This window comes from Crossiella sp. NPDC003009, from assembly GCF_053591555.1.
Genome location: NZ_JBSFUA010000021.1, coordinates 77,205 through 103,139, shown reverse-complemented (window position 1 = coordinate 103,139; position 25,935 = coordinate 77,205). Strand labels below are relative to the sequence as shown.

Annotated in this window: 1 protein-coding gene (cut by a window edge); it reads right to left on the bottom strand. The window is 73.4% G+C overall.

The genetic code is table 11. The annotated features are described in order from the left end of the window. A protein-coding gene (locus ACWDY5_RS22585; RefSeq protein WP_449724144.1) for a type I polyketide synthase crosses the window boundary here: on the bottom strand, positions 1-25,935 show its 5' portion. It extends 3,408 nt beyond the left edge of the window; only the first 25,935 of its 29,343 coding nucleotides appear in the window; the start codon lies at positions 25,933-25,935; its stop codon lies off the left edge, out of view.

The following is a 25,935-nucleotide window of genomic DNA, read 5'->3' as shown; positions in this document are numbered from 1 at the left end:
CGCGGGCTGGGCGAACTCGGTCTCGTTCAGCTGTTTCTCGTCCGACCAGATGACCTCGCGCAGTCGCGGATCCAGCTCCGCGCACACCGCGTTGAAGGCCGCGGCGAAGACGGGATAGGTCTCGTGCAGCTCCCGGCCCATGCCCAGTCGCTGCGAGCCCTGACCGGAGAACAGGAAGGCCAGCTTGCCCGTGCGCACCGCGCCCTCGGTCAGTCCGGTGGCGGGTTGCCCGGCGGCCAGCGCCGCCAGTCCGGCCCGGAACTCGGCCGCGTCCGCGCCGACCACCACTGCCCGGCGTTCCAGTGCCGCACGTCCGGTGGCCAGCGAGAAGCCGATCGACACCACATCTTCGTCCACAGTGGACAGCAGTTGTGCGGCCTGCTCGCGCAGGGCGTCCTCGGTGGCTCCGGAGAGCACCCAGGGCACCAGGGCGGGTTCGACCGGGCGGGCGGGTTCGGTGGCCGGGGCCTGCTCGATGATCACGTGTGCGTTGGTGCCGCTGATCCCGAAGGAGGACACCCCGGCCCGGCGCGGCCGGTCCCGTTCCGGCCAGGCCACCGGCTCGGTCAGCAGCGAGACTGCACCCGCCGACCAGTCCACGTGCGCCGAGGGCTCGTCCACGTGCAGCGTGCGCGGCAACTCCTGGTGGCGCAACGCCAGCACCATCTTGATCACGCCCGCGACCCCGGCGGCGGCCTGGGTGTGGCCCATGTTCGACTTGATCGAGCCCAGCCACAGCGGCTCGTCCCGGTCCTGCCCGTAGGTGGCCAGCAGTGCCTGCGCCTCGATGGGATCGCCGAGGGTGGTGCCGGTGCCGTGCGCCTCGACCGCGTCCACTTCGGACGGTCGCAGGCCGGCGGCGGCCAGCGCGGCCCGGATCACCCGCTGCTGGGCGGAGCCGTTGGGTGCGGTCAGGCCGTTGGACGCGCCGTCCTGGTTGACCGCGGAACCGCGCAGCACGGCCAGGATCGGGTGGCCGAGGCGCTGGGCGTCGGCGAGCCGTTCCACCAGCAGCACACCGGCGCCCTCGGACCAGCTGGTGCCGTCGGCGGCGTCGGCGAAGGACTTGCACCGGCCGTCCGGGGCCAGACCGCGCTGGCGGGAGAACTCCACGTAGGAGTCCGGGGTGGCCAGCACGGTGACACCACCGGCCAGCGCCAGCTCGCACTCCCCCGACCGCAGGGCCTGCGCCGCCAGGTGCAGCGCGACCAGCGAGGAGGAACACGCCGTGTCGACGGTGACCGCCGGGCCCTCCAGGCCGAAGGTGTAGGCGATCCGGCCGGAGGCGACGCTGCCGGAGTTGCCGGTGCCGAAGTAGCCCTCGACCTCTTCGGGCACCGCGGTGATCCGGCTGCTGTAGTCGTGCGTCATCACGCCGGCGAACACGCCGGTCCGGCTGCCGCGCAACGAGGCGGGGTCGATTCCGGCCCGCTCGAAGCTCTCCCAGGAGGTCTCCAGTAACAACCGCTGCTGCGGGTCCATGGCCAAGGCCTCCCGCGGGGAGATTCCGAAGAAGCCCGGGTCGAACTCGGCCGCGCTGTACAAGAATCCGCCTTCACGCACGTAGGTGCGGCCGGGCAGACCGGGTTCGGGGTCGAAGATCCGTTCCACGTCCCAGCCGCGGTCGGCGGGGAAGCCGGAGATGGCGTCGGTGCCCTCGGCGACCAGTCGCCACAGCTGTTCCGGCGAGCTCACCCCGCCGGGGTAGCGGCAGGCCATGCCGACGATCGCGATCGGCTCCTCGCTCGTGTGCCGGGCCACCGGTTCCGGCGTGACGGGTTCCTGCTCGCCGAAGAGCTCGGTGAACAGGTGCTCGGCCAGGGCCTGCGGGGTCGGGTGGTCGAAGACCAGGGTGGCGGGCAGCCGCAATCCGGTCGCGGCGGCCAGGCCGTTGCGCAGTTCCACCGCGGTCAGCGAGTCAAAACCGAGTTCCTGGAAGGTGCTCGCGGTCCGCACGTCCTGCCCGGAGCGGTGGCCGAGCGCGGTGGCGGTGCGGGCGGTGACCAGGTCCAGCAGCCCGGCGCGCTGGGCTGCGGCGGTGAGCCCGGCCAGCCGGCGCACACCGGTACCGGTGTGCGCGGCCGGTTCGGTGCGCTGCTGGCCGCGGCGCAGACCGCGCAGCACCGCAGGCGTCTGTCCATTGTGGATGTAGGAGCCGAGCTGGGCGGCGACCAGCACCGGATCGCCGGTGCCGGGGGCCGCGTCCAGCAGGCCCAGGGCGTGTTCGGTGGACAACGCGATTCCGTCGCGAGCCAGTCGGCGCCGGTCGATCTCGGCCAGGTCGCCGCTCATCCCACCGGCTTCGGCCCACAGGCCCCAGGCCACCGACTGCGCGGGCAGGCCGTTGGCGCGGCGGTGTTCGGCCAGTGCGTCCAGGAAGGAGTTGGCCGCGGCGTAGTTGCCCTGTCCGGGTGCGCCGAGGGTGCCCGCGGCCGAGGAGAACAACACGAACGCGGACAGGTCCTGGCAGCGGGTCAGTTCGTGCAGGTGCCAGGCCGCGTCCACCTTGGGCCGCAGCACGGTGTCCAGGCGTTCCGGGGTGAGGGATTCCAGCACGCCGTCGTCGAGCACCCCGGCCGCGTGCGCCACGCCGGAAAGCCGGTCCGGGCCGAGTTCGGCGAGCAGGGCGACCACCTCGGCGCGGTTGGCCAGGTCGGCCGCGACCACCTGGACCTGGGCTCCGGCCTCGGTCAGGTCGGCGACCAGTTCGGCCGCGCCGGGCGCGTCCATGCCGCGCCTGCTGACCAGCACCAGATCGCGCACCCCGTGGGTGACCACCAGATGCCGGGTGACGTCCACGGCGATACCGCCGGTGCCGCCGGTGACCAGCACGGTGCCGGTGCCCCAGGGCGAGGTCGCCGGAGTGGCGCCGGTGCGGGCGCGGACCAGCCGGGGCACCCGGACCACGCCGTCGCGCACGGCGAGCTGGGGTTCGCCGGGGACCACCGCGGTGGCCGGGGAGTCCAGGTCGCCGTCGGTGTCCAGCAGCACGAACCGTTCCGGGTGCTCGGACTGCGCCGAGCGGACCAGGCCCCAGACGGTGGCTGCGGCCAAGTCGGAAATCCCTTCGCCGGCCAGAGAGACCGCGCCCTGGGTGTGCACGACCAGGCGGGCGTTGGCGAACCGCGGTTCGGCCAGCCACTGCTGGAGCACGGCCAGCACCTTGCCGGTGGTGGCGCGGGCGGAGCTGGGCAGGTCCGGGCCGGGTTCGGGCAGGCAGGGCAACACCACCAGGTCGGGGACCTCGGTGAGGGCGTCCAGGCCGCCGGGGCCGAGCCGGGTGTGGGTGAGCGCGGCGGCGGTGCCGGCCGCGACCGGCGGCCAGTCCAGCCGGTAGAGCGCGTCGTGGTGGCCGGTGTGCGCGGCGGCGAGCTGTGTGGTGGTCACCGGGCGCACCGCGAGCGAACCGACCGAGGCGACCGGGCCGCCCTCGGCATCGGCGAGTTCGATGGTCGCGTCCGCGCCGTCCAGGTCCACCCGGACCCGCAGCGCGGCCGCGCCCGAGGTGTGCAGGCGCACGCCGGACCAGGCGAAGGGCAGTGCGGCTTCCGCGGTGTCCCGGCCGAGGCCGAGCACGTGCAGGGCCGCGTCGAACAGCGCCGGGTGCAGGCCGTACCGGCTCGGATCGGCCACCGTGGCGGGTAGTTCGACCTCGGCGAACAGGGTGTTGCCGCGCCGCCAGGCGGTGTGCAGGCCCTGGAAGGCGGGTCCGTAGCCCAGGGCGGCGCCGGGCTGGTCGTACCAGCCGGTGACGGTGAGCGGTTCGGCGTCGACCGGTGGCCACACGTCCTCGGCGAAACCGATGGCGGCCACCGCGGTGCTCAACGTGCCGCTGGCGTGGCAGATCCACGGCGCGTCGTCCGGGGTCTGCTCGGGGCGGGCGTAGACGCTCAGTTCCCGGCGGCCTTCGGTTTCCGGGCCGACCGCGACCTGGATCTGCACCGCGGCGCTGGCGGGCAGGGACAGCGGGGCCTGCACGGTCAGCTCGTCCAACGTCGGGCAGTCCGCCTGGGCGCCGGCCCGCAACGCCAGTTCGACAAAACCGGTGCCGGGGAACAGGACCAGGTCGCCGACCCGGTGGTCGGCCAGCCAGGGCTGGGTGGCCAGCGAGAGCCTGCCGGTGAGCAGCAGCCCGCCGGAGTCGGGCAGCGGCACGGCCGCGCCGAGCAGCGGGTGGTCGGTGGCCTGCTGGCCCAGCACGGCCACATCGCCGCCCGCGCTACCGGCGGCCAGCCAGTAGCGCTGGTGCTGAAAGGCGTAGGTGGGCAGGTCGATCCGCCGGCCGCCGCAACCGGCGAGCAGGGTGTTCCAGGGCACCGGCTGGCCGCTGACGTGCAGCCGGGCCAGCGCCTCGGTGAGTGCGGCGGCCTCGGCCCGGCCCTTACGCAGGGCCGCGGCGGTCACCGGTTCGGGCAGGCAGTCCTCGACCATGGCGGAGAGCACACCGCCGGGCCCGATCTCCAGGAACCGGCTCACGCCCTGGTCGGCCAGGGTCTGCACGGCCTCGGCGAAGCGCACGGTCTCGCGGACCTGCCGCACCCAGTAGTCCACCGTCGCCGGAGAACCATCCACAGTGGACACAATCGGGATTTCCGGCTGAGCGAAGGACAGCCCGTCGAGCACGGTGCGGAACTCGTCGAGCATCGGGTCCATCAGCGGTGAGTGGAAGGCGTTCGAGACGTGCAGTCGCCGGGTGCGCCTACCCCGGTCGGCCAGGGTCCGCACCAGCACCAGGACCTGGTCCTCATCGCCGGAGAGCACGACGGACTCCGGGCCGTTGACCGCCGCCAGGCCGACCAGCGGGTACTCGGCCAGCAGCGGGGTAAGGTCCGCCTCGGTCGCCTGCACCGCGATCATCACGCCACCGGCAGGCAGGGCCTGCATCAGGCGGGCGCGGGCGGTGACCAGGCGGCAGGCGTCCGCGAGGGAGAACACCCCGGCCACGTGCGCCGCGCCGATCTCGCCGATGGAATGACCCAGCACCAGGTCCGGGCGCTGACCCCAGCTCTCCAGCAGCCGGAACAGCGCGACCTCCACCGCGAACAGCGCGGGCTGGGTGAACTCGGTGGTGGCCAGCCGGTCCTCGTCCGAGGAGATCACGGCCCGCAGTTCCGGGTCCAGTTCGGCGCAGACCGCGTCGAAGGCGGTGGCGAAGGCCGGGTAGGTGTCGTACAGCTCGCAGCCCATGCCCAGTCGCTGGGATCCCTGTCCGGAGAACAGGAACGCCAGGCTGCCGGGTCGGGCCGAGCCGGTCACCAGGCCGGTGGCGGGTTCGCCCGCGGCCAGGGCGCGCAGGCCGTCGAGCAGCTCGGCGCGCTCCTCGCCGACCAGCACGGCGCGGTGTTCCCAGTTCTCCCGTTCGGTCAGCGACACCGCCACGTCCACCGGTTCCAGCTCGGTGTTGCCGTCCACAAAGGACAACAGGCGGGCGGCCTGGTCACGCAGGGCCGGTTCGCTCTTGCCGGAGAGCAGCCAGGGCGTGACCCCGGGTTCGATCCGCCGGAGCGCGGGTGCGGCCGCGGCGGGCTGTTCGATGATCACGTGCGCGTTGGTGCCGCTGATCCCGAAGGAGGACACCCCAGCGCGACGCGGATGCCCCTGCTCCGGCCAGTCCCTGGCCTCGGCGAGCAGCTCGACCGCGCCGGCCGACCAGTCCACATGCGGCGAGGGCTCGTCCACGTGGAGGGTCTTGGGCAGCAGGCCGTGCCGCATGGCCATGACCATCTTGATGATCCCGGCGACCCCGGCCGAGGCCTGGGTGTGCCCGAGGTTGGACTTGATCGAGCCCAGCCACAGCGGTTCGTCCCGGTCCTGGCCGTAGGTGGCCAGGAGTGCTTGTGCTTCAATGGGATCGCCGAGCACGGTGCCGGTGCCGTGGGCTTCTACCGCGTCCACTTCGGACGGTCGCAGTCCGGCCGAGGTCAGTGCCTGCCGGATCACCCGCTGCTGGGACGGGCCGTTGGGGGCGGTGAGTCCGTTGGAGGCGCCGTCGGAGTTGACCGCGCTCCCCCGCACCACGGCCAAGACCTCGTGCCCGTTGCGCACGGCGTCGGAAAGCCGTTCCACCAGCAACATGCCCGCGCCTTCGGACCAGCTGGTGCCGTCGGCGGCCTTGGCGAAGGACTTGCAGCGCCCGTCGGCGGCCAGGCCGCGCTGGCGGGAGAACTCGACGTAGGTGTCCGGGGTGGCCATCACCGCGACGCCACCGGCCAGCGCGAGATCGCATTCACCGGAGCGCAGGGCCTGCACCGCCCAGTGCAGGGCGACCAGCGAGGAGGAACACGCGGTGTCGACGGTGACCGCCGGGCCCTCCAGGCCGAAGGTGTAGGCGATCCGGCCGGAGACCACGCTGCCCGCGCTGCCGGTGCCGACGTAACCTTCCAGATCCCGTGGCACGGCGGACATCCGGGTGCCGTAGTCGTGGTACATCACCCCGGCGAACACCCCGGTCCGGCTGCCCTGCAAGGACTTTGGGCTGATTCCGGCCCGCTCGAAAACCTCCCAGGAGGTTTCCAGCAGCAGCCGTTGCTGCGGGTCCATGGCGAGGGCTTCCCGCGGGGAGATGCCGAAGAAGCCGGGGTCGAACTCGGCCGCGCCGTAGAGGAATCCGCCTTGCCGGGTGTAGGTCTTGCCGGGCAGGCCGGGTTCGGGGTTGTAGATGCCGTCCACGTCCCAGCCGCGGTCGTCCGGGAACATCGAGATCGCGTCGCCACCGGCGGCGACCAGTCGCCACAGTTCCTCAGGCGAGCTGACCCCGCCGGGGTAGCGGCAGGCCATGCCGACGATCGCGATCGGCTCGTCCACGCTGGTGCGCGCCGGGGCGGGCGTGCCGGGTTCCTCGGCGGCGCCGAGCAGTTCGGCGGCGAGGTAGCGGGTCAGCGCCAGCGGGGTCGGGTAGTCGAAGACCAGGGTGGCGGGCAGGCGCAGCCCGGTGGCGGCGGTGAGGACGTTGCGCAGTTCGACCGCGGTGAGCGAGTCGAAACCGAGGTCGCCGAAGGCCCGTTCCGGTTCGATGGCCGTGGCCTGGCCGTAGCCGAGCACCACGGCGACCTGGCCGCGCACCAGTTCCAGCAGCCGGGTGTCCCGGTCAGCGGTGGGCAGGGCGAGCAGTTCCTGCCGCAGCGGCACGGTGTGCGCGGTCCCGGCCTGGGCGCGGCGGCGGTGGTGCAGCAGACCGTGTAGCAGGGCGGCGGGGGCGCCGTTGGTGCGGAGTGCGGGCAGGTCCAGGCGCACTGGGGCGAGCACGGCCCGGTCGGTGGCCACGGCCGCGTCGAGCAGAGCCAGTGCTTCCTCGGTGGCCAGTGGCTGTACGCCTTCACGGGCCATCCGGCGCTGTTCGGCCTCGGTGAGCCGGCTCGCCATGCCGCCGGTTTCGGCCCAGGCGCCCCAGGCGAGGGAGTGCGCGGGTTGTCCGGTGGCGCGGCGGTGTGCGGCGAGGGCGTCCAGGAAGGCGTTCGCGGCGGCGTAGCTGCCCTGGCCGGGTCCGCCGAGCAGGCCGGAGGCGGAGGAGAACAGCACAAACGCGGCCAGGTCCAGGTCGCGGGTCAGCTCGTGCAACTGCCAGGCGGCATCCGCCTTGGGCCGCAACACGGTGTCCAGGCGTTCGGGGCTCAGGGACTCGATCACGCCGTCGTCCAGGACCCCGGCGGCGTGCACCACCGCGGTGATCCGGTGCGCGGCGAACAGGTCGGCCAGCGCGGTCCGGTCGGCGACATCGCAGGCCAGCACGGTGACCTCGGCGTCCAGTTCGGCCACCAGTTCGGCCGCGCCGGGCGCGTCCAGGCCCCGGCGGCTGGCCAGGACCAGCTGCCGGATGCCGTGTTCGGTGACCAGGTGCCGGGCCACGGCACCGCCGAGGGATCCGGTGCCGCCGGTGATCAGCACCGCGCCGTCACCCCAGTCCGGCGCGGGCCCGGCCACGGCGCGAGTGAGCCGCGGCACCCGGACCGTGTTGTCCCGCACCGCGAGTTGCGCTTCTCCGCTGGCCAGCACCGCGGGCGAGACCCCAGGTGCGTCGAGGAGCACGAACCGGCCGGGATGCTCGCTCTGCGCAGACCGCACCAGGCCCCAGACCGCGGCTCCGGCGAGGTCGCGAATGTCCTCGCCCGCAACGGACACCGCACCGTCGGTGCGTACCACCAGCCTGGCATCGGCGAACCGGTCTTCAGCCAGCCACTCGTGCAGCACCGCGAGCACCTGACCGGTGGCCGCACGGACCTGTTCGGGCATCTCCCCCGATACGGCGGACACCGGCAGCACCACCACGTCCGGCACCTCGGCCAGCTCGGCCAGCCCGCCGTCACCCAGCGAAACCACGGACAGCTCGACAGATTCCGGCGCAAGCACCTCGGTCCAGTCAACCTGGAACAGGGCATCCGCGATACCGGGCGTACGCGCGGCGAGGTGGTCGGCGGCGACCGGCCGGGAACGCAGGCCGCCGATGGTGGCGACCGGTTCGCCGAGGCCGTCGGCCACGTCGATGGTCACCGTGTCCTCGGCCAGCACCCGCAACCGCACCCGCAGGCTGGTCGCGCCGGTGGCGTGCAATCGCACGTCGTTCCAGGCGAACGGCAGCCAGCTGCCGCCGATACCGCGCAGCGCGAACACGTGCAGGGCCGCGTCCAGGAGTGCCGGGTGCAGGCCGAACCCGGTGTCCGCACCGGGCAGGCTCACCTCGGCGAACAACTCCTCGCCCCGCCGCCAGGCCGCGCGCAGGCCACGGAAGACCGGACCGTAGGTCAGTCCTGCGTCCTCGAACTCGGCGTAAACCCGTTCCACCGCAACAGGTTCAGCTCCACTGGGTGGCCACTCCGGCTCACCGGTACGGCCGGGCGAGACCGCGGCGGACAGCGTGCCGCGGGCGTGGCAGGTCCAGTCCGCGCCCTCGCCCCGTGCGTGCACCGCGACACCGCGGCGGCCGTCCTGGGCCGCACCCACCACCACCCGCAGCTGGACGCCGCCGCGATCGGGCAGCACCAGCGGGGCCTCGATGGTCAGCTCCTCCAGCACCGGGCAGTCCACCTGGTCGCCCGCCCGGATCGCCAGCTCGACGAACCCGGTGCCAGGGAACAACGCGGTCCCGGCGAACCGGTGCTCGGCCAGCCAGGGCTGAGTGCTCAGCGACAATCGTCCGGTGAGCAGCACCCCGCCGTCGTCGGGCAGCAGCACGGCCGCGGCCAGCAGCGGGTGGTCGGCCGCGTCCACGCCAAGTCCGGTGGCATCGCCGGGCCGCACGCCGCTCGCGGGCCAGAACCGCTGGTGCTGGAAGGCATACGTGGGCAACTGCACCCGCCGGGCGCCCCGGCCCGCGAACACCGCGGCCCAGTCCGGGGACACCCCGGCGGTGAACAACCGGCCCAGCGCCTCGAACACCGAGCGCTCCTCGGCTCGGTCCCGGCGCAACGCGGGGGCGAACACCGGTGTGCCGGGCAGCGCGGCCTGGCCCATCGCGGCCAGCGCCCCGCCGGGGCCGACCTCCAGGAAGGTGCGCACCCCCTCTTCGAGCAACCGGGTCAGGCCGTCGGCGAACCGTACGGTCTCCCGGACGTGCCGCACCCAGTAGTCCGCCGTCGCCGGATCACCATCCACAGTGGACACGATCGTGATTTCCGGCCGGGCGAAGGTCAGCCCGTCCACCACCGCCCGGAACTCGGCCAGCATCGGGTCCATCAGCGGCGAGTGGAATGCGTGTGACACCCGCAGCCGCTTGGTCTTCACCCCGCGCTCGGCCAGGGTTTCGACAATCGCGAGCACCTCGGCCTCGGCGCCGGAGAGCACCACGGCCTCCGGGCCGTTCACCGCGGCCACGCTCACCAGGTCGGTCAGCAGCGGTTCGACCACGTCAATCCCGGCCCGCACCGACACCATCACGCCACCCTCGGGCAGCGCCTGCATCAGACGGCCGCGCGCGGTGACCAGGCGGCAGGCGTCCGCGAGGGACAGCACCCCGGCCACGTGCGCCGCGCCGATCTCGCCGATGGAGTGCCCGAGCAGGAAGTCCGGTCGCAGGCCCCAGCTCTGGAACAGCCGGAACAGCGCGACCTCCACCGCGAACAACGCGGGCTGGGTGCACTCGGTCCGGTCCAGTTCTTCGGCGTCGGACCACATCACCTCACGCAGCCTCGGGTCCAGTTCCGCGCACGCCGCGTCGAAGGCGTCGGCGAACACCGGAAACGCCGCGTGCAGTTCCCGGCCCATGCCCAGTCGCTGCGAGCCCTGGCCGGAGAAAAGGAACGCCAGTTTGCCAGATCCGGCAACACTTTCGGCCAAGCCAGCGGCGGGTTGCCCGGCGGCCAGCGCGGCCAGTCCGGCCCGGAACTCGGCTACGTCCGCGCCGACCAGCACTGCCCGCCGCTCCAGCCCGGCCCGTCCGGTCGCCAGGGAGAAGCCGACCGACACCACATCGTCGTCCACAGTGGACAGCAGTCGCTCGGCCTGGTCCCGCAACGCGTCCGCGGAGCGCGCGGACAGCACCCACGGCACCACCGCGGGTTCGGCGGCCTCGACCGGTGGCACGGACGGCGCCTGTTCGATGATCACGTGCGCGTTGGTGCCACTGATGCCGAAGGAGGACACTCCGGCCCGGCGCGGACGCCCGTTCTCCGGCCACGGCACCGACTCGGTCAGCAGCGAGACCGCCCCGGCCGACCAGTCCACGTGTGTGGACGGCTCGTCCACGTGCAGGGTCTTGGGCAGCTCGTTGTTCCGCAGGGCCAGCACCATCTTGATCACACCGGCGACACCCGCGGCGGCCTGGGTGTGACCGAGATTGGACTTGATCGAGCCCAGCCACAGCGGCGTCTCGCGATCCTGCCCGTAGGTGGCCAGCAGTGCTTGTGCCTCAATGGGATCACCCAGCACCGTGCCGGTGCCGTGTGCCTCGACCGCGTCCACTTCGGACGGTCGCAGACCCCCGGTGGCCAGTGCGGCCCGAATGACCCGTTGCTGGGACAGCCCGTTCGGCGCGGTCAGGCCGTTGGACGCGCCGTCCTGGTTGACCGCACTCCCACGCACCACGGCGAGCACTTCGTGCCCGTTGCGCAGTGCGTCGGAAAGCCGTTCCACCACCAGCACACCCGCGCCCTCGCCCCAGCCGGTGCCGTCGGCGGCGTTGGCGAAGGACTTGCAGCGGCCGTCCGCGGCCATACCGCGCTGCCGCGAGAACTCCACGAACAGGCTGGGCGTGGCCATCACGGTCACGCCGCCGGCCAGGGCCAGGGTGCATTCGCCGGAGCGCAGGGCCTGGGCGGCCAGGTGCAGGGCGACCAGGGAGGCCGAGCAGGCCGTGTCCACGGTGACCGCCGGGCCCTCCAGTCCCAGGGTGTAGGCAAGCCGGCCGGAGAGCACCGCGGCCGCGTTGCCGGTGGCCAGGTAGCCCTCGTGGTCGGTGGTCGGATCGGTGGCCAGCACCGCGCCGTACTCCTGGCCGTTGGTGCCGACGAACACGCCGGTGGCACTGCCGCGCAGGGACTCTGGGTTGATGCCCGCGCGTTCGACGGCCTCCCAGGCGGTCTCCAGCAACAGCCGCTGCTGCGGGTCCATGGCCAGGGCCTCCCGCGGGGAAATCCCGAAGAACGAGGCGTCGAAGCCGGTGGCGTCGGCCAGGAAGGCGCCCTCGCGGGCGTAGGACTTGCCGGGCGTGCCGGGTTCGGGGTGGTAGAGCCCGTCCAGGTCCCAGCCGCGGTCGGTGGGCAGGTCGGACATGAGGTCCGCGCCCTCGGCCAGCAACCGCCACAGCTCCTCGGGACCGGTGGCCCCGGGGAAGCGGCAGCCGATGCCGACGATCGCGATCGGCTCGTCCACCGCGGCCAGCACCGCTGGGGCCGCGGTCACCGGGCCGGCCGCGCCGAAGAGTTCCGCGTACAGATGCTCGGCCAGCGCCTTCGAGGTGGGGTGGTCGAAGACGGTGGTGGCGGGCAGGGTCAGGCCGGTGTCAGCGCGCAGCCGGTTGCGCAGGTCGACCGCGCCGACCGAGTCGAAACCGAGGTCCTTGAACGCGCGGCCGGGTTCGACGTCCTCGGCGCTGTCGTGCCCGAGCACGGTGGCCACGTGCGCGCGCACCAGGTCGGTGAGCGCACGCAGCCGGTCGTGCTCGCCGAGTCCGCCGAGCCGGGCGGCCAGGCCGTCCTCGGTGGGGACAGGGGTTTCGGCGAGCAGGGCGCGGACCTCGGGCACGTCGGCGAGCAGCGGGCTGGGCCGGGTCGCGGTGAAGGCGGTGTGGAACCGCGGCCAGTCGATCTCGGTCAGGGTGACTGTGACGTCCGCCCGGCCGACCGCCTGTTCGAGGGCGCGCACCGCGCGGGAGGGTGAGATCGGCGGCAGGCCGTGGCTGCGCGCGGTGTCGTGCTCGCCCGCGCCCAGACCGGCGCCGTCCCACAGGCCCCAGGCAATGGCGGTGACCGGCTGGCCCTGGGCACTCCGCCAGTGCGCGAAGGCGTCCAGGAAGGCGTTGCCGGGCGCGTAGTTGCCCTGGCCGGTGATGCCGACGGTGGCCGACATCGAGGAGAACAGCACGAACGCGGACAGGTCCATCTCGCTGGTCAGCTCGTGCAGGTGCCGGGTGGCGGCGAGCTTGACCCGCAGCGCGTTCGCCAGCTGCTCGGCGGTCAGCGCGGTGATCATGCTGTCGTCCAGGGCGGCGGCGGTGTGCACCACCGCGTCCAGCGGTCCGACCTCGGCGAGCATCGCGGCCAGTGCGTCCCGGTCGGCCACATCACAGGCGCGGAGGGTGACCCGGACACCGGTGGCGCTCAGCTCGGCGGCCAGTTCGGCCGCGCCGGGCGCGTCCGGGCCGCGGCGGCTGAGCAGCACCAGGTGGCTGGCGCCGGCTTCGGCGAGCCGGCGGGCGACGTGCCCGCCGAGCGCGCCGGTGCCGCCGGTGACCAGCACGGTTCCGCTTGGGCGCCAGGGTTCCACCGAGCCACCGCGCTCGGCGTGGCCGAACCGGCGGCAGAACACCCCGGCCGGGCGGATGGCCAGCTGGTCCTCGCCGCCGGCTCCGGCCAGCAGCTCGCAGAGCCGGGCCAGCGCGGGGTCGTCGAGTTCGGCGGGCAGGTCGATCAGACCGCCCCACTGGGCCGGGTGCTCCAGTCCGGCCACCCGGCCGAAGCCCCAGGCCAGGGCCTGTTCCGGATTGGTCACCTCGGCCGGATCGGCCACCGCCATCGCGCCCTGGGTGAGGCACCACAGCGGGACCTCCGCGCCGGTGTCGGCCAGCGCCTGCACCAGGGTCACGGTCGCGGCGTGCCCGCGAGGCACTTCCGGGTGCTCGGGGTGTGCATGGTGGTCCAGGGACAGCAGGGACAGCACCCGGCTGGGCGCCTCGGCGAACAGGGCGCCGAGTTCGCGGGCGAGTTCGGTCCGGTCGGTGTCCACCTGGATTGGACGCACCTGGGCGCCGGCGGCGAGCAGGGCGTCCAGCACCCTGGCCACGTCGGGATTCGCGGTGGCGGGGACGGCGACCAGCCAGGCGCCCAGCGGGCCGGACTGCGGGCGGGGCGGCACCGGGCGCCAGTGGATGCGGAAGCGCCAGGAGTCCAGGGTGGCCAGTTCGTGCCGGTCGCGCCGCCAGCGGGACAGCGCGGGCAGCACTTCACCTACCGGTTGGTCGGCGGCCAAGCCGAGGGCGGTCAGGTCGGCGCGGTCGACCGCGTCCCAGAACGTGCCGTCCACCGGGTCGGCGGTGGTGGCGGGCGGCACGTCCAGCCAGAACCGCTGGTGCTGGAAGGCGTAGGTGGGCAGGTCCAGGTGTCGACCACCGGCCAGCAGCGGGCGCCAGTCGAGCTGGACGCCGCGCACCGCGGCCTCGGCGAGTGAGGTGAGCAGGCGGCGCGGGCCGCCCTCCTCGCGGCGCAGGGTGCCGAGCACCACGCCGGAGGTCCCGGTGTCGTCCAGGGTTTCCTGCAGGCCGGTGGTCAGCACCGGGTGCGGGCTGGTCTCGATGAACGCGCGGTGCCCGTCAGCGAGCAGCGCCCTGGTGGCGGTCTCGAACCGGACGGTTTCGCGCAGGCTGCGGTACCAGTACCTGGCGTCCATGGTCGTGGTGTCCAGGAGTTCACCGGTGACCGTGGAGTACAGCGGGACCTCGGCCGCGCGCGGGGCGACCGGGGCGAGCAGGTCGAGGACCTCCTCCCGGATGTCCTCCACCTGGGCGGAGTGCGAGGCGTAGTCCACCGGGACCAGCCGGGCCCGCACGCCCTCGGTCGCCAGCTCGTCCTTGAGCGCGGTCAGCGCTTCCGGGGCGCCGGAGACGACGACCGAGGACGGGCCGTTGACCGCGGCCACGGACAGACCGTGTGCGGCCAGTCGCGGTTCGAGGGTGTCCACGGACAGGGCGACCGACATCATGCCGCCGTGCCCTGCCAGCGCGACCAATGCCCTGCTGCGCAAGGCGACCACTCGCGCGCCGTCCACAAGGGAGAGTGCTCCGGCCACGCAGGCGGCGGCGATCTCACCCTGGGAGTGGCCGATCACCGCGGCCGGTTCGACCCCGTGCGAGCGCCACACCTCGGCCAGCGAGACCAGCACCGCCCACAGCACCGGCTGCACCACGTCGACCCGCCGCAGCGCGTCCTCGTCGACAAGCACCTCGTGCAGTCTCCAGTCCACAAAGGACTCCAGCGCGGCGGCGCATTCGGCCATCCGGGCGGCGAACACCGGGGAGGCGGCGAGCAGTTCCACGCCCATGCCCGCCCACTGCGAGCCCTGGCCGGGGAAGACGAACACCACGCGGTCGGGCGACTCGCCCGCGACGCCGGTGAGCACCGCCGGTCCGGGCCTGCCGTCGCGCAGCAGTTCCAGGCCGTGCCGCAGTTCATCCCGGTCGCCGCCGAGCAGCACGGCGCGGTGGGTGAAGGCGGTGCGGGCGGTCAGCGAGTGCGCGATGTCCAGCGTGGACAGCTCTGGATCGGTGTCCAGGTGGATGAGCAGCCGGGCGGCTTGAGCGGCCAGCGCGGGCGCGGTGCGGGCGGAGAGCACCCAGGGCAGCACCGGCGGCGCACCGGTTTCCGCGGGCTTACCGACCGGTCGGTCGGGAGCCTGTTCCAGGACCAGGTGCACGTTGGTGCCACTGACCCCGAAGGCGGAGACCGCGGCCCGGCGGGGGCGTCCGGTTTCCGGCCAGTCCCGGCGTTCGGTGAGCAGTTCGACCGTGCCCGCCGACCAGTTCACGTGCGGTGACGGCTGGTCCACGTGGAGGGTCCTTGGCAGTTGGCCGTGCCGCAGGGCGAGGACCATCTTGATCACCCCGGCCAGACCGGCCACCGGGCCGGTGTGCCCGATGTTGGACTTGATCGAGCCCAGCCACAGCGGCTCGTCGCGTTCCCGGCCGTAGGTGGCGATGAGTGCCTCGGCCTCGATCGGGTCGCCGAGGGTGGTTCCGGTGCCGTGTGCCTCGACGGCGTCCACTTCGGACGCTTCCAGGCGGGCGTTGGCCAGTGCTTGGCGGATGACGCGTTGCTGGGCCAGGCCGTTGGGGGCGGTGAGGCCGTTGCTGGCGCCGTCCTGGTTGACCGCGCTGCCCCGGATCACCGCCAGGACGGGGTGGCCGTTGCGCCGGGCGTCGGAGAGCCGTTCGACCAGGATCATGGCCGCGCCTTCGCTCCAGCCGGTGCCGTCCGCGGCGGCGGCGAAGGGCTTGCACCGGCCGTCGGCGGCCAGGCCGCGCTGACGGCTGAAGGCGATGAAGGGTTCGGGCGTGGGCATCACGTGCGCCCCACCGGCCAGCGCCATGCCGCACTCGCCCTGCCGGACCGCCTGGCAGGCCCAGTGCAGGGCCATCAGCGCGGAGGAGCAGGCGGTGTCGACGGTGGCGGCCGGGCCCTCCAGTCCGAGGCTGTAGGAGATGCGGCCGGAGGCGACGCTGCCGAGGTTGCCGGTCAGCAGCTGGCCTTCCATGCCTTCCGGTGGTTCGGCCAGCCGGGCGGCGTAGCCGGTGGGGGCGAGTCCGGCGAACACGCCGGTGTCGCTGCCGCGCAGGGTGTCCGGGTCGAGTCCGGCGCGTTCCAGGGTTTCCCAGGCGACTTCCAGGAGCAGCCGCTGCTGCGGGTCCATGGCCAGGGCTTCACGTGGGGAGATGCCGAAGAACCCGGCGTCGAAATCGGCCGCGCCGCTGAGAAATCCGCCCTCGCGGACGTAGGTGTGGCCGTGGCGCTCGTGGTCGGGGTGGTAGACATCCGGGTCCCAGCCGCGGTCGGCGGGGAACGGGGTGATCGCGTCGCCGTCCGCGCCGAGGAAGGACCACAACTGTTCCGGGGTGCTGATCTCGCCGGGGAAGCGGCAGGCCATCGCGACGATGGCCAGGGGTTCGTCGCTGGCGGTGGTGGCCCGCACCCTGGTGTCCTGGCCGGTTCCGGTGAGCAGTGCGCGCAGGTGTTCGGCGAGCACGCCGGGGGTGGGGTGGTCGAAGATCAGGGTGGTCGGCAGCAGCAGGCCGGTGGCGGCGCCGAGCCGGTTGCGCAGTTCGACCGCGGTGATGGATTCCAGGCCAAGGTCGCGGAAGGCCCGGCTGGCGGGCACGGTGTCGGCCGAGTCGTGGCCGAGCACGGCGGCCAGGTTGGTCCGCACCAGGTCCAGGAGTTCTTGGCGGGCTTCGATTTCCGGGAGTTCGGCGAGCCTGCGGCCCAGATCAGTGCCGGGGGTGGGCACGTCGTTGAGGCCGGGCAGGGTGGCGGTCAGCGCGCCGGTGGCGGCCGGTTCCAGCCAGTACCGTTGCCGCTGGAACGGGTAGGTGGGCAGGTCGACCCGGGACGTCGGGCCGAACAGTCCGGTCCAGTCGACCCGGCCGCCTCGGGTGTGCAGTTCGGCCAGCGCGGCCAGGATCCGGCGGTGGCCGCCTTCGTCCCGGCGCAGCGTGCCGCAGACCGCGGCTGGCACACCGAGCGCCTCGGCGGTCTGTTCGATGCTGACGGTGAGCACCGGGTGCGGGCTCACCTCGATGAACACCTCGTGCCCCGCGGTCAGCAGGGCCTGCACGGTGTCCTGGAAGGCCACCGGTTCACGGGCGTTGTCCCACCAGTACCCGGAGTCCAGGGCCGTGCCGTCCAGCAGGCCGCCGGTCACCGTGGAGTAGAACGGGATCTCACCGGCGCGGGCGGTCAGCGGGGCGAGCACGGCGGCCAGTGGCGCACGCACCACCTCGCTGTGCCTGCTGTGCGAGGCCACGGTCGACGGGGAGATCCGGGCCCGCACACCGTCCTGCTCGCAGGCGGCGACGAACTCGGTCAGCTCGGCCAGTGCACCGGCCACGGTGACCAGCCGGGGCCCGATGATCCCGGCCAGGGCCAGTTCCGGGTGCGCGGCCAGCCGGGTGCGGACCTCCTCGGCCGGGGCCACCACCGAGGCGATGGCGCCGTGTCCGGCCATGTGCTCGGCGAACAGCCTGCTGCGCTGGGTGATCAGCCTGGCCCCGTCGGTCAGGGAGAGCGCGCCGGAGACGCAGGCGGCGGCGACCTCACCCTGCGACTGCCCGACCACCGCAGCGGGTTCCACGCCGTGGGAGCGCCACACCTCGGCCAGCGAAACCATCATCGCCCACAGCAGCGGCTGCATCATGTCGATGGCCTGCAACGATTCCGGATTGCGCAGTTCCGCAGCCGGGTCCCAGTCCACAAAGGACGACAGCGCGTCGGCGCATTCGGCGAAGCGGGCGGCGAACACCGGCGAGGTCGCCAGCAGCCGCACACCCATGTCCAGCCACTGCGAGCCCTGGCCGGGGAAGACGAACACCACCCGGCCGTTTTCGGTGGCGACCGTACCGCTGACCACCGCCGGACCGGATTCCCCGGCCCTCAGCAGTTCCAGGCCGTGCCGCAGTTCCGCGTGGTCCGCGCCAAGCACCACGGCCCGGTGCTCGAACCCGGTGCGGGTGGCGGCCAGCGCGTGACCGACCGCGGCCGGGGACAGCTCGGGGTCGGCGTCGAGCAGGGCCAGCAAGCGATCTGCCTGGGCGCGCAGCGCGTCCGGGCTGCGGCCGGACAGCGGCCACGGGGTCAGCGGGAGTTCCTCGGCGGACGGGGTGCCGGCGCGGTCCGGGGCCTGTTCGACGATGACGTGCGCGTTGGTGCCGCTGATACCGAAGGCGGACACCGCGGCCCGCCGGGGACGCCCGGTCTGCGGCCAGTCCACCGCGTCGGTGAGCAGCGAGACCGCACCGGCCGACCAGTCCACGTGCGGGGTGGGCTCGTCCAGGTGCAGGGTGCGCGGCAGCACACCGTGCCGGATGGCCATGACCATCTTGATCAGTCCGGCCAGGCCGGCGGCGGCCTGGGTGTGACCGAGGTTGGACTTTACCGAGCCCAGCAGCAGTGGCTCGTCCCGGTCCTGGCCGTAGGTGGCGATCAGCGCCTGGGCCTCGATCGGGTCACCCAGCGGCGTGCCGGTGCCGTGCGCCTCCACGGCGTCCACTTCGGACGGTCGCAGGCCGGCGTTGGCCAGTGCCTGCCGGATAACCCGTTGCTGCGACGGTCCGTTGGGCGCGGTGAGGCCGTTGCTGGCGCCGTCCTGGTTGACCGCGCTGCCCCGGATCACCGCCAGCACCGGCAGGTTCTGCCGCCGCGCCTCGGACAGCCGGGTCAGCAACACGACCCCGGCGCCCTCGGCGATGCCGACGCCGTTGGCGCCCGCGGAAAAGGGTTTGCAACGGCCGTCCGGGCCGAGCGCGCCCTGCCAGGTGAGGCCGATGTAGCGGTCCAGGTTGGTCACCACGCTCACCGCGCCGGCCAGCGCCAGGCCGCATTCGCCGTTGCGCAGCGACTGCGCGGCCAGGTGCAGGGCCACCAGCGAGGAGGAGCAGGCGGTGTCGATGGTCAGCGCCGGGCCTTCGAAGCCGAAGGTGTAGGCCAGGCGACCGGAGGCCACGCTGCTGGAGTTGCCGGTGACGATGTGCCCTTCCAAGCCGGGCGGGGCCTCGGCCTCGCGGCCGACGTAGTTGCTGTGCATCACCCCGGCGAACACGCCGGTGTCGGTGCCGCGCAGCGAGGTCGGGTCGAATCCGGCGCGTTCCAGGGCTTCCCAGGCAGTTTCCAGCAGGATCCGCTGCTGCGGGTCCATGGCCAGGGCTTCGCGCGGTGAGATACCGAAGAACCCGGCGTCGAAATCGGTGGCCCCAGCCAGGAAACCACCGCGGCGGGCGTAGCCGGGGTCCTCGTCCAGGCGACCGGTCACCCAGCCGCGGTCCTCGGGCAGGTCGGAGATGGCGTCCCGGCCCTCGGTCACCAGCTGCCACAGTTCCTCGGGCGAGGCGGCCCCGCCGGGGAAGCGGCAGGACATGCCGATGATCGCGATCGGCTCGTCTGCCGCGGCGGTGCGGGCCGGGCGGCGGACCGCCGGAGTGGCGGTGAGGCGGCCACCCAGTTCGGTGCGCAGGAATCCGGCCAGTGCGGCCGGGGTCGGGTAGTCGAAGATCACCGTGGAGGGCAGGCGCAGGCCGGTGTCGGCGTTGAGCCGGTTGCGCAGTTCGACCGCGGTGAGCGAGTCAAAGCCCAGTTCGCGGAAGGCCCGCCCTGCGGGCATCCGCTCGGCCGAATCGTGGCCCAGCACCGAGGCGACGTGGCCGCGGACCAGGTCGGCCAGCAGCCGTTCCTGTCCGGCGGTGGCCAGTCCGCCCAGCCGGCGGGCCAGATCGCCGCCACCGCTTGCGGCCCGGCGGCGGATCGCGGGGGCCAGCGGGCGCAGCAGCGGCGGCACGGTGCCCTCGCCGGCCTGGCGGCGCAGCGCGGCGGTGTCCAGGCTCATCGGGACCAGCGCGGGTTGTCCGGTGGCGCAGGCCGCGTCGAACAAGGCCAGACCGTCCACAGTGGACATCTGGCCGATGCCGAGCCTGGCCAGCCGGGCCAGGTCGGCTTCGGCCAGGTGCGCGCCCAGTTCGCTGACCTGGGACCAGTAGCCCCAGGCGAGCGAGGTGGCGGGCAACCCGGCGGCGTGCCGTTGCCCGGCCAGGCCGTCCAGGAAGGCGTTGGCGGCGGCGTAGTTGCCCTGGCCGGGCGTACCCAGGGTGCCCGCGACCGAGGAGTACAACGCGAACAGCTTCAGCTCGCCGGTCAGCTCGTGCAGGTTGACCGCGGCCTCGGCCTTGACCCTGAAAACCTGCGCGACCTGTTCGGGGGTGAGCGCCTCGATCACCGCGTCGGCCAGCACCCCCGCGGCGTGCACCACACCGGTGACCGGGTGTGTGGCGAGCAGCTCGGCCAGCGCGGTCCGGTCGGCGGCATCGCAGGCCGCGACGGTGACCTCCGCGCCGAGTTCGGTGAGGTCGGCGACGAGTTGGGCCGCGCCGGGGGCGTCCGGGCCGCGGCGGCTGATCAGCAGCAGGTGGCGGACCCCATGGGTGACCACGAGGTGGCGGGCGAGTTCGCCGCCGAGGGTGCCGGTTCCGCCGGTGATGAGCACGGTGTCGTCCGCGCCGAGCGGGCTGGCCGCGGCGCGCGGGTCGAGCCGGGCAAGAGCGGGTTGGCACAGGCGGCCGTTGCGGATGGCCACCTGGGGTTCGCCGGTGGCCAGTGCGGCGGCGAGCAGGTCGGTGGCGGGGTCGTCGGTGTCGATCAAGGTGAACCGGCCGGGGTTCTCCGTCTGCGCCGAGCGCACCAGGCCCCAGACCGCGGTCAGCGCCGGGTCGGGCGTCTCGCCCTCGGCGGTGGCGACCGCGTGCCGGGTGCACACGGCCAGCCGCGCCTCACCCGGTTCGGCCAGCCACTGCCGCAACCGGACCAGCGTGGTCATGGTGGCGTCGAGGGCCCGTTCGGCCAGGCCGGTTCCGGAGGGTTCCGGCACCTGCCACAGCTCGACCGTGGACTCCGCGACCTCGGTGGGCGTGGGCAGTTCCGACCAGTGCACGCCGAAGACCGCGTGTGCGGCGGCGGGTCGCAGCTGGCGCAGGTCGACCGGCCGCATGACCAGCGAGCTGACCGAGGCCACCGATCGCCCGTCCACATCGGACAGCTCGATAGCGACGGTGTCCTGGCTGGTTCGGCGAGCGCGCACGCGCAGGGTGTCGGCACCACCGGCGTGCAGGGCGACCTGGCCCCAGGAGAAGGGCAGCAGGGTCTGGCCGGAGTCCGTGCCGAGCCCGGCCAGCCAGAGCGTGTGCAGGGCGGCGTCCAGCAGGGCCGGGTGCACGCCGAACCAGCCGCGGCCCGGTTCGACCTCGGCGGGTAGCGCGACCTCGGCGAACACCTCGTCGTCGCGCCGCCAGGCGGCCCGCAGGCCCTGGAAGGCGGGGCCGTACTCGATGCCGGTGGCCGCGAGGTCCTCGTACAGTCCGGCCAGCTCCACCGGCTCGGCGTCCAGCGGTGGCCAGTCCAACGGTTCCGGCTGGTCCACAGTGGACTCCGGGACGAGCACTCCGCCGCCATGCCGGGTCCAGCCCTGAGCGTCCTCGGCCGGGCGGGAGTACACCGCGAGTGAGCGGCGGCCCGCGCCGTCCTCCGCGCCGAGCACCAGTTGCAGCCGCAACGCACCGTCCCCTGGCAGCACCAGCGGGGATTCCAGCACCAGTTCCTCGACCACCGGGCAACCGGCTTCGCTGCCGGTGCGCGCGGCCATCTCGACCACCGCGACGCCGGGCAGCAGCACCACCCCGGAGACCGCGTGATCGGCCAGCCAGGGGTGGGTGGCCAGGGAGACCCGGCCGGTGGCCACCCAGCCGTCGCCGTCTGCCAGTTCCACCGCCGCGCTGAGCAGCGGGTGCCTAGCCGCGTCCGGTCCGGCGATGCCGGTCTCCCGGGTGCGTTCGACCCAGAACCGCCTGCCCTGGAACGGATAGGTGGGCAGTTCGACCCGCTGCCCGGACTCGACCATGGCGGCCCAGTCGACCGCGACGCCGTGCGCGTATGCCTCGGCCAGCGCGGACAGCACCTGGCGCTCGCCGCCCTCATCCCGGCGCAGGGTGCCCAGCACCGTGGCCTCGGCGCCCAGTTCGTCCAGGGTGTCCTGAATGGCCACGGCAAGGATCGGGTGCGGGCTGACCTCGATGAACACTTGGTGCCCTGCCTGGGCGAGAGCGGTGAGGGTGACCTGGAAGGCCACCGGCTCGATCGCGTTCTCGAACCAGTAGTCCGCGTCCAGTTCCGCGCCGTCCCGTGCGGTGGCCGAGACCGTGGAGTAGAACGGGATCTCCACCGAGCGCGGGGTAAGCGGGGCCAGTGCGGCGGCCAGCGGCTCGCGGATCACCGCGATGTGCGGGCTGTGCGAGGCCGCGGTGGGCCGGGTTATCCTGGCCCGGATGCCATCCCGTTCGCACGCCGCGACAAAGGTGTCCAGCTCGGTCAGTTCACCGGCCACGGCCACCAGTCGCGGCCCGGCGATCCCGGCGATCACCAGCCCCTCGGTGAGCCGTTCGCGGACCTGGTCGGCAGGGGCGAGCACGGAGGCCATGCCGTCGTGGCCCATCAGCTCGTTGATCAGCTTGCTGCGCTCGGCGATGATCCGAGCACCGTCCGCAAGCGACAGTGCGCCGATCACACAGGCGGCGGCCACCTCGCCCTGGGACTGGCCGACCACGGCCGCGGGTTCAACCCCGTGCGCGCGCCAGACCTCGGCCAGGGAAACCATGACCGCCCACAGCAGCGGCTGCACCCGGTCCAGGGTCCGCAAGGCCTCCTGGTCACGGAGTCCGGCGGTCAGGTCCCAGTCCAGGAACTCAGCGAGCGCCTCGGCGCACTCGGTGAACCGGGCCGCGAACACCGGCGAGGTCTCCAACAGCTCCACACCCATGCCCAGCCACTGCGAGCCCTGACCGGGGAAGACGAACACCGGCTGGTGCGCACCGGCCTGACCGGTGACGATCGCGCGCTCTCCACCTGGCGTGGCGGGCAGCAGCACGGCCCGGTGCTCGAACGGCGTGCGGTCGCGCAGCAGCGAGGCGGCCACGTCGACCGGCTTCAGCCACGGCCGGTCCGCCACGAAGGACACCAGCTGGTCGATCTGGGCCTGGAGCGCGGTCTCGGAGCGGGCCGAGACCACCCAGGGCACCAGCGTGTCGTGCCCGGGCTCCTCGGAAACTTCCAGCAGCGGCGGCTCTTCCACGATGATGTGCGCGTTGGTGCCGCTGACCCCGAAGGAGGAAACCCCGCCCCGGCGCGGCCCGCCCTCCTTGGGCCACGGGCGGGTTTCGGTGAGCAGTTCGACGGCGCCTGCTGACCAGTCCACGTGCGGGGTCGGCTCGACCACGTGCAGGGTGCGCGGCAGCACCCGGTGCCACATGGCCATGACCATCTTGATCAGCCCGGCCATGCCCGCGGCGGCCTGGGTGTGTCCAATGTTTGACTTGACCGAGCCCAGCCACAGCGGGATGTCCCGGTCCTGGCCGTAGGTGGCCAGCAGCGCGGTGGCCTCGATCGGGTCGCCCAGCGGGGTCCCGGTGCCGTGTGCCTCCACTAAGTCCACATCGGACGGTCGAAGTCCGGAGTTGGCCAGTGCCTGTCGGATCACCTTCTGCTGGGCGGTGCCGCTGGGCGCGGTGAGCCCGTTGGAGGCGCCGTCCTGGTTGGTGGCGCTGCCCCGGATCACCGCGAGCACCGGGTGTCCGTGTTTCCGGGCCGCGGACAGCCGTTCCACCACGACCACCCCGGCACCCTCGGCGAGGCCGAAGCCGTTGGCACTGCTGGAGAACGCCTTGCACCGGCCGTCCGGAACCAGCCCGCCGAGCCGGGAGACCTCCACGTACATGCCCACGCTGGGGATCACCGTGACGCCACCGGCCAGCGCCAGCTCGCACTCCCCGCGCCGCACCGACTGCACGGCCAGGTGCAGCGCCACCAGCGAGGAGGAGCACGCGGTGTCCACGGTGACCGCCGGGCCTTCCAGCCCGAGCAGGTAGGCGATCCGGCCGGACATCACACTGCCGGTGTTGCCGGTGAAGACGTAACCCTCGTAGGCGGACCCGTCGTCCATACGCGGGCCGTAGTCCATGGTGTAAGCGCCAACGAACACCCCGGCGCGGCGACCGCGCAGCGAGCCGGGTGCGATGCCCGCGCGTTCCAGGGCCTCCCAGGAGGTTTCCAGCAGCAGCCTCTGCTGCGGGTCCATCGCGGCGGCCTCACGCGGGGCGATGCCGAAGAACTCGGCGTCGAACAGGTCCGCGTCGTGCAGGAACCCGCCCTGGCCCTGGGCGAACTGGCCGGGCTCGTCCAGTTCGGTGTTGAACGCGCCCGCGAAGTCCCAGCCGCGGTCGGCCGGGAACGGGGTGACCGCGTCGGTGCCGGCCAGCACCAGCCGCCACAGGTCCTCCGGTCCGCGCACCCCGCCGGGGAAGCGGCAGCCCATGCCGACCAGCACCACCGGATCGTCCTCGTCGCCAACGACGATCTCCGGCACCGATTCATCCACTGTGGACAGTCCGAGCAGTTCGGTGCGGATGAACCGGGCGGCCGCGTCCGGGGTGGGGTGGTCGAAGACCATGGTGGCGGGCAAGGTCATGCCCAGCGCCGCGGTGAGCCTGCGGCGGATTTCCAGGGCGGTCACCGAGTCGAAGCCCTGTTCCCGGAAAGGCAGTTCGCCGTCCACCGCGGCCTCGGGCCTGCCAAGCAGCGCGGCCACCTCGCGGCGGACCACGGCCAGCAGCAGCGCGTGCTGGCCGGCCTCGGTCATCCCGGCCAGTTCGGCGCGCAGCACCGATTCGCGGTCGGCCTCCTCCACCCCGGGCAGTTCCTCGGCGGCCAGTTCCGAGGGCAGGTCAAGGGGTTGCGCGTCCAGTCCGGCGTGCACGGCGGTCCAGTCCAGGGTGGCGCCGCTGGTGAACAGCTCGCCCAGGCTGTGCCGCACCCGGTCCAGGTGGCCCTGCTCGCGCCAGAGCGTGCCGTGCACGGCGACCTCGGCGCCCACGGCCTCGGCGGTGCTATGCATGCCCGCGGTCAGCACCGGATGCGGGCTGACCTCCAGGAGCGTGCCGTGCCCGGCGGCGAGGGCCGCGGCGGTGGCCTCGGCGAAGCGGACGGTGTTGCGCAGGTTGGCGCACCAGTAGTCCGCGTCCAGCGTCGCACCGTCCACTGTGCAGGCGTGCAGGCCGGAGTAGTACGGGATGTCCGCGCCGCGCGGGCGGATCGGGGCGAGCAGCTCGCGCAGGGCCGGGGTGATCCGGTCGATGTGCGCGGAGTGCGCGGCCAGGCCGACCGCGACCCGCCGGGCCTGCCAGCCCGCCGCGCGCGCCTCTTCCAGGAAGCCGGCCGCGGCGTCCAGGTCGCCGGAGACCACGGTCGAGGCCGGGCCGTTGATCCCGGCCACTTCCAGCCGCCCGTCCCAGCGGGTCAGCAGCTGCCGGACCGCCTCGGCCGGGGCGAGCACGGAGACCATGTCGCCCAGCCCGACCAGGGTCTGCTGCTGCGCGCTCCACAGCGCGGCCACCCGGGCGCCGTCGTCCACCGAGAGCGCGCCGGAGACCACGGCCGCGGCCACCTCGCCGAGGCTGTGGCCCATGACCGCCGCCGGTTCGACGCCGTAGGAACGCCACAATCCGGCCAGGGACACCATCATCGCCCACACCGCGGGCTGGATCACGTCCACCCGCTCCCAGGCCACGGGATCGGCGGTGCCGCGCAGCAACGCGGGCAGGTCGAAGTCCAGGAAGGGTTCCAGGGCCTGCACGCACTCGTCCACGTGCGCCTGGAACACCGGGGAGGTGGCCAGCAGTTCGGTGGCCATGCCGGGCCACTGCGGGCCCTGTCCGGGGAAGGCGAACACGATACCGCCGTCGCGGGCCACGCCGTCGGTGAGCCCGGGGGCGCCGCGGCCCTCGACGAGTGCGGCCAGCCCGTCGAGGAACCCGTCGCGGTCGGTGGCCACCAGCGCGGCCCGCCTGCCGCCCAGCTGTGGCAACGCGGCCAGGGCCGCGGCCACGTCTTGTGGCCGCCAGTCCGGCGTCGCGCTCAGATGGGCATGCAGCCTGGCCGCCTTGGCCCGCAACGATCCCGCACCAGCGCCAGCGAGCGCCCACAGCATCGACAT